We start from the raw sequence: 10,871 nt of genomic DNA, 5'->3' as shown, positions 1-10,871 counted from the left end.
CCTCTTTCGTCAGGCTATGCATCCCTTTTTTATGGATTTTTTCTAAAATAGCGTCCAGATCCCGCTGACGGCTGGCCCGGTCGAAAAGATATTTATCGTCTATATCTGCGAATACATGGTGTTGTTTGTAGAACACATTGTCCACCAGCAACACATGCGGTTTGGAAATGATCACATACATAAAAAATATAGCCGGCACCGTGATGGCAATAATAGTGGCAAAATTAGCCAGCATCGCCTGCGGCTCCAGCGCAATGGCGATCATCATCCCTATCAGCGCCCCTCCCAGGTGTGCATCGTGACCAATGTTATCTTTGCGCGACTTAATACCGTAGATCGCATAGAGGATATACACCAAACCATAGAGCCATCCTGCAATAGGGAACAATCCCAGGAAGTTTATACTCATCCCCGGATACAACGCAATGGCAGCAAAGATCACCCCACAAATAGCACCGGACGCACCAACAGAACTATAGTCGCCGTTATTACGGTGAATGAATAAGGATAACAAATCTCCTCCAATCAAACTACCAAAGTAAATCAACAGAAATGCTACGCTGCCCAAATCTTCCTCCAGCAGCCAGCTAAAGCCGGCGAGTGAAATCATGTTAAAGAGCAGATGCTGCCAGCTTACGTGCAGAAACCCGGAAGTAATTAACCGCCAGTATTCTTTGAACAGCAATATCCTTTCTACTACAAAAGCATACTTGTCGAAAAATATACGATTCTTAAATCCTTTGTATGAAAAAATAAAATTTGCAATAATGATTCCCAGGCTGATAAATCCGGTATTATTCATTGAACAGGGGATTTTTACGGGTTAGTTTTTCAAACGCCTCTGCAATATGTAGAATAGTTTAAATATATCAAAATTTCGGAGGTAAAAAATGGGGGTATGATACAAGATAACAAGGAGGTGGTGAATGGAAAATGATGTAGCTTTAGTGCATACTCCTTTACATCATGTTTCCCTACCGGTTTTGTCTGTATGCATGGCTGCTACTGTTTTTTTCGTGTAAGCCCGAAAAAAAGCACGTCATTAGTCATTCTTTTTATTATTAGAAATCAACTTATTCCATCTATGGTCCGGAAAAGGAAAATTCGGCATAGGGAAAACAGGCTGGAAAGAAAAACTTTATGAGCAAAGAAAGCGTCAAAAAGATCGCATTTACTTACGGCAAGTACGGGAGCAGTTTATAGCGATGCTGCCACATGCCACTACCCATAAGGATTTGCTGTCATTAGCCATTGTGCATCTTTTCCAGGCAGATCATCAATACGCGGAAGCCAGGAAATATTTGCAGACCATTCACACTACTAACCCCCGCTATCTTAAACAGCTGGCTATTGCGACTACACTCAACCTGATCTATACATCGGATGTTAGCAACCCGGCAGTACAACAAACTTTGTATAAGCAACTAACGGCTATTATCCATGCAGGAGAAGAAGAGTATAATCTCCAGGAATATGAAGGAGCATCCAAACCTTATGAAACCATTTCGCAGCTATACCTGGCCCTCAGCTGGCAGATGAAAGCCAAAGGAGATATCGTAAAGGCGGGGCTGTTATCACAAAAAGCGTCGCTGCTGATAAATGATTATTACGGCTTTGGCGGGTGGTATTCAGGACAAGCCGATACTATTTCCTACAACAAAATTGCTTTCTTCGACAAATATGCTTCTCCTGAAAACATAGATGCATTACTCGCTTTTAAACATGCCAAACATAAAACACCTTTTGAAAAACTGATCACGCCGAAGGCTTGGTCGACCGATGATTTTTATCTGGATCTGAAAGGCACGCTGCAATTACGGCAAAAGCAATATAAAGCTGCCCTCACAACTTTTGAGCGCCTACCAGATCATTTCTGGGAAAACAATTATGAGTACATCAACTATCTCCCGAGCCGTTATACTGGAAATACGGTAGGACTAACAGAGATCCTTAAAACACCCCGGCAAAAATATCCATATGTGAGCAAGAAACTGATTCTACGCGATATCATTGGACTGCTGGATGCATTGGCCGCTGCCAAACAACCCGCTGAAAAAGCCCGGCTATCGCTACTTGCAGGCAACGCGCTGTTTAATATTTCGAGACCGGGAACTGCCTGGATGATGTTCAGCTATGGCAAAGGTGCCAGAGAACAGGCAGATGATTACAGCGATTGGTATCACTGGGCCGACTATACTTTTTCTCCCAATGATAAAATATATGAATCATCTTACTATCGTTGTACAGATGCGATACAACTGTATCATCAGGCACTTGCCTATGCCGGCCATGATAAAGAAACCGCCGCACAGGCAACGGTAATGCTGGCGGTTTGTGATAAGACTGTACATGACTATTTTGCTCCTGAAAAAGGCTATTCATCACCTTACGAAAGACAATTCAAGGCGCGGTATAGCAACACCAAATCCTTTGCTGCAGCGGCTAGCAGCTGTCCGGACATTAATACCTGGGCAAAATAATTTCATTTTTTTTCAAATTTATTTGGATGATTGAGAATAATGTTGCTACATTTGCAATCCCAAACGGGGGATATGGATCGGCTGAAAGGCCCGCCTGTATTAAGGATAAGTAGTTCAGTTGGTTAGAATGCCGCCCTGTCACGGCGGAGGTCGCGGGTTCGAGTCCCGTCTTGTCCGCAAAATAAAAAAGTCACATCGAAAACGGTGTGACTTTTTACTTTCATACTTTTTTTGGAATCCACTCCAATATTATATTCTATCATTAGCTCTTTAAGCTCATTAGTGAGGGCTTAATTTTTCAACAGATCAAATAATCTGCTATTTATATACAATGTTTCCTTCCAGACACGTTTTGATTCCAGCACGCCGATTGCTTCCAATTCCTTAAGATATTTCGCAGCAGTTACCCTTGATACCTTCAGGCGATCAACTACATAATCAATTTTACAATAAGGGTGTTCAAATAGCAGCTCTAATAATTCTTTATTATATGATTTTTCCGCTTCTTTTTTAACCTTTTCCTGTATACTGGAAAATAGCTTATTAATTTCCTGGATTTGATTAATAGTTTCTTTTGCTGTCTGCTCTATTCCTTTTAAAATATATAGGATCCATTCTTCCCAATTATTTTTAACCCTCACTTCCTGCAATAGACGATAATAATCTGATTTGTTTTTTATCACAAAAGAACTCAGGTATAATATAGGACTTTCCAAAAGTCCATGAATTATCAGGTAAAGTACATTAATGATTCTCCCAGTACGGCCATTTCCGTCATAAAATGGATGTATACTTTCAAATTGATAATGCTGTACAGCCAGTTTAATCAGAGGAGAAAGATCATCCTCTGCATTTAAATACTCTTCCAGGTTTTTCATCAGCTTTAATATTCTCTTGTGATCATCTGGAGGGGTATAAATAACATTTCCAGTTGCCGCATTCCGCAGAGCTGTTCCTGGCAGTTTACGTATCCCTGCATTATTTCCCTCTAATACTTGCTGGATATCAATAATAGCATTAGTACTTAGAAATCCTTTTTGCTTAATAAAATGAAATCCGTGCAAGGCAGCTTCTCTATAACGAAGTACTTCCTTTGTAGCTGAATCTATTTGAGTTCCGGTGGTAGATAATGCCTGGTATAATTTATCCTGAGTCGTGATTACATTTTCAATTTCTGAACTGGCTGTTGCTTCTTTCAGGATAACCGCATTAAGTAGTATGTTTTGATTGGGCAAAATATTGGCTCGCCCCTTTAGTTCTGCTAATGCTACTGAAGAGTTTACCAATTGTTTATCGATTCAATTGCTTCCCTTTGTGGTGGTAGTAATGAAAGGTCATTAAACGGCTTATCGATCTCGTGTTCTTTCAACTTTTTCATGTAAAAAGATTATAACTGAGGCGCTTATCATGTAAAAATAAGTGAATTTTCTTTACATGACAAGTCTATCATGTACAAAATATACACATGACAAAATGGTTTAGTACTAAAAAACGTCGTTTTTTATAAATCTACCTCAAACAGGTTCGAACATTGTCGCCTTCACAAGGCAAAAAAGTCACATCTGGAACGACGTGACTTTTTTGTTTAATAATTTTCTACTGTGGCCTCACCCACAGATAACTGGTATCAGCAGCAATATCAACCTCATATATTTCACGACTCAGGATATCGATATATATACATCCGGCAGTTGTAAATACTATACCCTCTCCGTTGTCGACGTCCGCACCTAATCTTACGCCAACATAGCCACCACTATCTTTTTTTTCAACCCCATCGTACATAAATACAATAGAGCTGTCCTTAACGAAAGACTTCACCATTTCGTTTGTTGATAGCTGAATATAACTGCGAATGGTATCCCCCATCCATGGAAACTCATTGTTTATCTCAAAAAAGCTGCTATCTGTTTCAAAGGCCATCTTTCGCGCAATAGTGGTATCCACAGGAGGATGCGGCGCTGTTTGAAGCGCAATTGTATCTGATTGATAACTGGTTACATTGTTACTATGACAGCATGTAAACAGGAAAAGTAAAAACACACCGAAAACTTGTTTCATAAAAATGGGATATATACGTTCTTTAAAAAAACATATGCAACAGCGGATTATTTGGATTCCGGCTAGCAGGAAAAGGCGCTTGCCCTAAAGTAGTCATCGCGTAGGCAGTAAGAGAAAACTAAAAAAACATTTCATAGGTTGGTATGAGTTAATCACTCAATATATAATCTCTAACTCGATTTTAATAAAAACATCCCTTCACAAAAACCATCCCCAACAAACACTTCATCACCAATCCCTCCCCCCACTTCAAAACTATTTTATAAAAACCCGACCGTTTTGCCCGGCTCAATCGTCAAAAGATATAAACAAGCAACAAAATGGAAAATCTAAAAAACAAAGTAGCGGTAATATTCGCGGCGTCAGGACAAATTGCGGGAGCTGTAGCCAGGTCATTTGCGCAGCATGGTGCAAAAGTATATGTCACCGCCACGAACCTCAGCGCCGTAAAAACACTGGCGGAAGAAATCAAAGCGGGTGGCGGACAGGCGGAAGCAGGTAAAGTAGATGCCATGAACGAAACCGAGATTGACACTTATTTACAAAAGGTGGTGGCGGACAATGGAAAACTGGATATGGTATTCAATGGTATCGGGACCTACTACCGGGACGCCGGCAGCGGTACGCCCACGACAATGGCCACTTTCGAGCAATTCCTGAATCCTTTGCAAAGGATCTGTGGTTCGCAGTTCCTTACTTCGAGAGCTGCGGCAAAATATATGATCCAATCCGGATCAGCCGGTACGCTCTTGCTGTTCAACGCATCTATGGCGAGAACCAAAACGCCCAATATGGCAGGATTCGCGGCTGCCTGTGCGGCTATTGAAGGATTGACGAGGGTATTGGCCGCCGAATTCGGCAAGCATGGAATTAAGGCGATCTGCATTTGCTCCGGCGCCCTGCTGGAGACAAAAAAGATCTCGGGAATGATCAATGATTTTTCCGAAAATTTAGGCATTACCCGGGAAGAAATGACGTTGCAATACAAAAAATTTGATCTCCTGAAATCAGGTCCCACATTGAAACAAGTAGGCGAAACAGCCGCCTTCCTGGTTTCTGATAACGGAGTAGTTTTCAATAGTCATATTGTGGATGTTGATTGCGGGAAAATAAATTTATTATAATATATTTAATGGGTGACGGTCTTTCGCAAGACTGCCACCCGCTTCATCATGCAGCATTAAATTGACCAAATGGACAAAGAAGAAATACTCAAAAAAGCATTAACCGGTGATATCAATTCGTTCCAGACACTATTTGCCGGATTTCAAACCCAGCTGAAGTCATACCTCTATCGCTTACTCGTGGATCGGAATGACGTAGACGATCTGACCCATGACACCTTCATCAGGGCGTTTGATAAGATCTCCACCTTCAACCGGGAATCCTCCCTCAAAACCTGGGTATTTAAAATCGCTACCCATCTCGCCTACGATCATTTAAAAAAATTAAAGAGATGGCCGGCTGACGCGCAGGATCAGGGCGCCATGTTAGCCATTGGCACCCAGGAGATCGGACAGGCATTCAGGATTGTTCATCAAACGTCCAATGCAGGGGCCTATGAGATGAAGGAACACGTGGACTTTTGTTTCACCTGCATCTCGAAAACTCTACCCATCGAAAACCAGGTGGCACTGATTTTAAAAGACATCTATGATTTCCAGGTCAAAGAAATTTGCCTCATTCTGGATAAAACAGAAGGAGTGATAAAACATCTCCTGATAGATGCCAGAAGTACCATGACCGACATCTTCGAAAACAGATGCGCCTTAATCAACAAAAATGGGGTCTGTCACCAATGCAGCCAATTAAATGAAATATTTAATCCAAAGCAAAACCAGCAGGAGCAGCTAATGAAACTGGAATTGGTAAAAGCATCCAAAAAATTTAACAGAGAAGAACTTTTTACATTAAGGACCATACTGGTAAAAGCTATTGACCCCTTGCACAGCTCCGGTACCGAACTGCATGATATTATTATGAAATGCACCCGTACGGCCATCGGCGAAAGAAGTAATTTTTTTGACGAGACCAAAGAGAGAATCCATTAAAATATAGGTGGGTATGTACTTCCAATACGTACCCACCCAAAAAAGGCCAATGAAATGTTAGCATAGTTCAAAAAATACACAGAACATGATTAAATTTAGGTAGCAGTCCGAGATCGCCCGTCCGTATTGTAAACCACTTCATATCCATATTGCAAATGATAACAATCAACGAGGTAGAAAACATTGCCGCCCTGGATCAACCACGACGCATCATGAAATATGTTTTGGTATACTGTGTTTCAGGCAAACTATCAATGACTATTGATGAAAAAGAATTCCATCTTTCTGCAGCACAGGTAGTCACCATTACATCAGGCCAAATTCACACACTGACCTCCTGGACAAAAGCCAAAGCCTGGGTGCTTGAATTTACATTAGACTTTTTTTGTAAAGATGATAACGATATTGAACTGATTTTCCACAACGGGCTTTTTTGTCATTTTGCCATGAACGAAGTCATACCGGTAGATAAAGCAATGGTGGAACCTCAGCTCAGATCCATTGAACAGGAATTACTGAACAAGCCATATCAATACCTTATTTCCGTGCATAGCCGGATAGCGTTGATATTGGTAGCTATCAACAGGGCCAAAGTGAGCCGTGGAGACGAAATCTGGAAACCCGATGCCTTATTCCTGAAATTTTTAGAAGCGGTAAGAAATAATTTTGAACACAATTATTCCCTTCGTCAATTTGCAGCAATGCTGGGTACTACGGAACTAAAATTAAATGACCTGGCAAAACTGCATGCCGGCAAAACAGCTCAAAATGTTATCTATGGCCTTATTACCTCCGAAGCAAAAAGGCTGCTTACCTATGGAAATTTGTCGGTAAAAGAAGTGGCTTATCAGCTGGGCTTTAATGACCCGTTTTATTTCTCCAATTTCTTTAAGAAACAAACAAAGTCTTCTCCCAAACAATATAAAGAAAAACTGACGGCGTAAATATTACATGCTTTTCTCCATATTCTCTATTCTTTACCCGCCTTTTGTAACCCATCTTTGTAGTAATAAATCAACTAAAAATAGTTACTATGAATACAGATATCCATCACTACATTGTAAGAAACAATCAAAAAGACTGGCAGCCATTAGTTGAAAAAGGGATTCATTATCATGGCATTTCTGTCATCTCCCTCCGGTATGACGAAGCAGCGCAGCGTTCTACCTCCATACTCCTGAAATTTGAAGCCGGGGCCAGCTATCCCTATCATAATCATCCTGCCGGCGAAGAAATATTTGTACTAAGTGGAGAAGCTACATTGGAAAGTGCTACGCTTTCACAGGGCGACTACCTATATACGCCGCCGGGCTTTAAACATTCGGTGACTACTAAAACCGGGTGTACGCTGTTGTTGTTGATTCCAGAAGAAGTAGAGATTCTATAAAAAGAAACAATCCCTCAAATACGATGGTACGCCTGCGGCAACGCGGCTAAAAGTACTTTGAATCGAATTTTTATTACCGGCGATATATACTTATTATTAGTTCCCAACGCCTATTTCACTGATCATGGCATCATCAATAGCAGCAGCTATTTCAAGCTTAACGTACCTGGCTTTAACCGGCGAAAACGTGGTCACTTTCAGGTCTGCATTTTTTTGCCAGGTACCTTCCTTAACTTTTGTGAGGGCAGTTGGCGTATCGCCCACAGACAATGTATACTTTGTAATGATACCGCTATACCCTGTGAGCTGGGCCGGTAAGTAATACAATTTGCTGATGGATTTCTCTTCACCCAGATCCAGTACTACAGCCGGCGATTTTGACGGCGAAAACTTCCAGTATGTCTGAAACGGCGCAAACCCGCCTCTGTCTCCTACCAGGTCACTAATGCCGTCTATCATCACATCCGGCTTTTTCTGATCCAGCAATGCTGCAATTGGAGAACCATCGTTGGCGGGACCAGCTGGTGCTACTACGGCTACGCCATCGGAGGCGGATACAGCAGCCACGGTGATAAAGTTTTTTACAACAACGGCTTGTGACGGCAAAGGCAATCTGTTACGATCGGCTTTCCAGGTCTTTCCAATTTGTTTTAAGCGTGCTACTGCAGCGTCGTCAAACAGCCCGTCGCGATTAGGGCCGATATTAATCAGGAAATTGCAATAGAGCGGTACTACCCGTTGTAGTTTATCCAGTTCATAATCCAGGCTTTTCACCTCTTTCCCGGCTCCCGGATGCCAGAACCAACCATTTGTCAAGGTCAGCGCCATTTGTGACGGATAAACATTATTACCGGGAGGATAAACGCCTTTAGGCCCTTCATAATAAACGATATCCGTTTGCAGGTTACTATTGCCATTATGCTCCGAAACAAGACAATTAGGCTGTAGCTTCTTTATATGTTCATACACGCGTTGATAAGAAATCAGGCGATGTCCCATCTTCCAGTTCCAGCCATCAAAAATAATCAGCGGTATTTCGCCGTAGTTGGTTAGCAGCTCCGTTAACTGATTCAACACAAATGCTTCTTCTTTCGGACCGCCGTTCTCCACACCATTATGGCGATCCCACACGGAAAAATACAGGCAGGGCTTTAATCCCCTGCTACGAAACGCCTTTACATATTCCGCTACCACGTCTCTTTTCAGGGGGCTGCTGGCTACATCGTAATCAGTGTATTTACTATCCCACAAACAGAAGCCATCATGATGCTTGGTGGTGAGAATGCCGTAGGTCATTCCCGCTGCTTTACAGGCGTCCGCCCATTGATTACAATCTAATTTGGCAGGGTTAAATAATTGGGGATCATGATCAGGATTGGCCCATTCTTCATCCGTAAATGTACCCATATTGAAATGCATCATCACCCCAAAGCGGAGATCTACGAAATCCGATTGCAACTGATGGAGATCTTTTTGCTGGCTTGTTTGCGCATATCCAACCAACGCATGCACACAGAGAAATATGGTTAATATAGCTTTCTTCATCTTCTTTATTTACTTATTACAGATTTATAATCCTTTATTCCAGTCAATTTTAAAAATGTAAGCTTCATTCATAAAGTGGCTTGTCGCTAAAGGTAGCGCCCCTCTCAAAACTTTCGTACGTTGGAATTGACCATTTATTTCTCTATTTTAGCATAAATAGTAAGTATTGCATTTTGCTCAGTGACATGAAACCAGTTTTTGCCAAAGTCTTAGATGGGATCCAGGAAGAAGTTTACCTGACCAGGAGTATAGAGCGTCCATTCTTTTCTACCGAGTTCCGGGATTTCGTTGTGTTGAAGGAGGATGAGGAAGCGCTTGAGTAAAGGCGACATCAAAACTACTAAAACACGCTCGCCAGTTACATAGTAAATGGTAATCTCCGCTCCATCCTCTCCCCCAGCCACTCAATATCCTCCCGTCGCACCAGCTCGCCCATCCATTTTTCCGGTATGCCCGTTAATCCATACATTAACCCCGCCAAACCACCGGTTACCGCTCCGGTAGTATCTGTATCCCCTCCCAAATTCACGGCTTTCAAAACAGCATCCGCATAGTTGTCTGTCGTGAGTATACACCAGATACTTGCCTCCAATGTATACAACACATATCCACCGCTACTGATAGTAGAGGCAGGAAAAAAATGAATATCCTCCTTAAAAAGGCGGTGAAATTTGGCGATTTCATCGGCAGCTATTCCTTGTTGTGCAATGAAGGAGGGCAATGTTTTTTGCAGAGAAAGATAAACTTCGAATTTATCCTTTTTCAATAAAATCAGCCGCGCAAACTCTAAGTAATAAAAACAGGCGATAACCGCACGCATATGTCCATGTGTAAGAGAGGATACATCTCTGGTTAATTCAAATCGTTCTGTAATCGGCTTATCTTTCACATAAAAAAGCAATGGCAGAATTCTCATGAGCGAGCCATTGCCATTTTCAGATTCATAAAATCCGCCTGCCTTTGTTGGTGCAATACCCTTCGCCAATCGCTCAATCGATTCCTGTGTAGTCATACCAATATCGAATACTTCGCCATGTGGCGTCCAGAAATTCTTATATCGCCAATCGACAAAATATTTTGCGAGCAGTGCCAGCGTAAAATCTGATGCCAGCGCTTCAGCCAGACAAAAAGCAAGTGAACTATCATCGGACCAGGTGCCGGCAGGCTGACGATGCGATCCGTAACCCATCATGTCGGTTACAGGACTACGTTCAAGTCCTTCCCGCTCTCTGAATTCTACTGGTACGCCTAATGCATCGCCCACTGCCAGGCCAAATAAAGCTGCTTTAATCTGATTCATTTTTTTGCGCTTATGTTTTATCCAAGATAATAAATACAGACCGATCT

Annotated in this window: 10 protein-coding genes and 1 tRNA gene; 6 read left to right on the top strand and 5 right to left on the bottom strand. The window is 42.0% G+C overall.

Annotation, left to right across the window (positions count from 1 at the left end; genetic code table 11):
• Positions 1–802 (bottom strand): rhomboid family intramembrane serine protease (locus VIP81_RS28005; RefSeq protein ID WP_331969287.1); only part of this gene is annotated, 802 nt, incomplete at its 3' end.
• A 403-nt stretch (positions 803–1,205) separates the two neighbouring features.
• Here VIP81_RS28005 and VIP81_RS28000 point away from each other — a divergent pair.
• Complete coding sequence (locus tag VIP81_RS28000) at positions 1,206–2,480, top strand: hypothetical protein (protein ID WP_331969284.1); 1,275 nt, start codon at positions 1,206–1,208, stop codon at positions 2,478–2,480.
• A gap of 103 nt (positions 2,481–2,583) precedes the next feature.
• Positions 2,584–2,657, top strand: a tRNA-Asp gene (locus VIP81_RS27995).
• A gap of 113 nt (positions 2,658–2,770) precedes the next feature.
• Here VIP81_RS27995 and VIP81_RS27990 read toward each other — a convergent pair.
• On the bottom strand, positions 2,771–3,766 hold the full coding sequence (locus VIP81_RS27990; protein WP_331969282.1) for a Fic family protein: 996 nt from the start codon (positions 3,764–3,766) through the stop codon (positions 2,771–2,773).
• Between the two features lie 310 nt (positions 3,767–4,076).
• Positions 4,077–4,541 carry a hypothetical protein gene (locus VIP81_RS27985; protein WP_331969279.1) on the bottom strand — a complete coding sequence of 155 codons (465 nt, stop codon included), beginning with the start codon at positions 4,539–4,541 and terminating at the stop codon, positions 4,077–4,079.
• 320 nt (positions 4,542–4,861) lie between these two features.
• Between VIP81_RS27985 and VIP81_RS27980 the strand changes: the two genes are divergently transcribed.
• The 4 genes from VIP81_RS27980 to VIP81_RS27965 all read left to right on the top strand — a co-directional run bounded on the left by VIP81_RS27980 (position 4,862) and on the right by VIP81_RS27965 (position 7,979).
• Positions 4,862–5,665 carry an SDR family oxidoreductase gene (locus VIP81_RS27980; protein WP_331969277.1) on the top strand — a complete coding sequence of 268 codons (804 nt, stop codon included), beginning with the start codon at positions 4,862–4,864 and terminating at the stop codon, positions 5,663–5,665.
• A gap of 69 nt (positions 5,666–5,734) precedes the next feature.
• Entirely contained in the window at positions 5,735–6,592 is an 858-nt protein-coding gene (locus tag VIP81_RS27975) for an RNA polymerase sigma factor (protein ID WP_331969273.1), read from the top strand.
• A gap of 155 nt (positions 6,593–6,747) precedes the next feature.
• Positions 6,748–7,536, top strand: a complete 789-nt coding sequence (locus VIP81_RS27970) for an AraC family transcriptional regulator (RefSeq protein ID WP_331969270.1) — start codon at positions 6,748–6,750, stop codon at positions 7,534–7,536.
• Between the two features lie 89 nt (positions 7,537–7,625).
• Entirely contained in the window at positions 7,626–7,979 is a 354-nt protein-coding gene (locus VIP81_RS27965) for a cupin domain-containing protein (protein WP_331969267.1), read from the top strand.
• Between the two features lie 96 nt (positions 7,980–8,075).
• On the opposite strand, the gene VIP81_RS27960 is transcribed toward VIP81_RS27965, so the two are convergent.
• Both VIP81_RS27960 and VIP81_RS27955 read right to left on the bottom strand, forming a co-directional pair.
• The gene (locus VIP81_RS27960) at positions 8,076–9,524 is read right to left on the bottom strand and encodes an alpha-L-fucosidase (RefSeq protein ID WP_331969264.1); all 1,449 of its coding nucleotides are present in this window, start codon (positions 9,522–9,524) and stop codon (positions 8,076–8,078) included.
• A 358-nt stretch (positions 9,525–9,882) separates the two neighbouring features.
• The gene (locus VIP81_RS27955; RefSeq protein WP_331969261.1) at positions 9,883–10,824 is read right to left on the bottom strand and encodes an ADP-ribosylglycohydrolase family protein; all 942 of its coding nucleotides are present in this window, start codon (positions 10,822–10,824) and stop codon (positions 9,883–9,885) included.
• Positions 10,825–10,871 lie beyond the last annotated feature (47 nt).

This window comes from Chitinophaga sp. (genome assembly GCF_036566945.1).
GTDB lineage: Bacteria > Bacteroidota > Bacteroidia > Chitinophagales > Chitinophagaceae > Chitinophaga.
This window is presented reverse-complemented; position numbering and strand designations above follow the sequence as displayed.

Excerpts from the sequence above, each read along its gene's own strand:
- VIP81_RS28000 (WP_331969284.1), top strand. The coding sequence starts at position 1,206 with ATGCTGCCACATGCCACTACCCATAAGGATTTGCTGTCATTAGCCATT.
- VIP81_RS27985 (WP_331969279.1), bottom strand. The coding sequence starts at position 4,541 with ATGAAACAAGTTTTCGGTGTGTTTTTACTTTTCCTGTTTACATGCTGT.
- VIP81_RS27980 (WP_331969277.1), top strand. The coding sequence starts at position 4,862 with ATGGAAAATCTAAAAAACAAAGTAGCGGTAATATTCGCGGCGTCAGGA.
- VIP81_RS27975 (WP_331969273.1), top strand. The coding sequence starts at position 5,735 with ATGGACAAAGAAGAAATACTCAAAAAAGCATTAACCGGTGATATCAAT.
- VIP81_RS27970 (WP_331969270.1), top strand. The coding sequence starts at position 6,748 with ATGATAACAATCAACGAGGTAGAAAACATTGCCGCCCTGGATCAACCA.
- VIP81_RS27965 (WP_331969267.1), top strand. The coding sequence starts at position 7,626 with ATGAATACAGATATCCATCACTACATTGTAAGAAACAATCAAAAAGAC.
- VIP81_RS27960 (WP_331969264.1), bottom strand. The coding sequence starts at position 9,524 with ATGAAGAAAGCTATATTAACCATATTTCTCTGTGTGCATGCGTTGGTT.
- VIP81_RS27955 (WP_331969261.1), bottom strand. The coding sequence starts at position 10,824 with ATGAATCAGATTAAAGCAGCTTTATTTGGCCTGGCAGTGGGCGATGCA.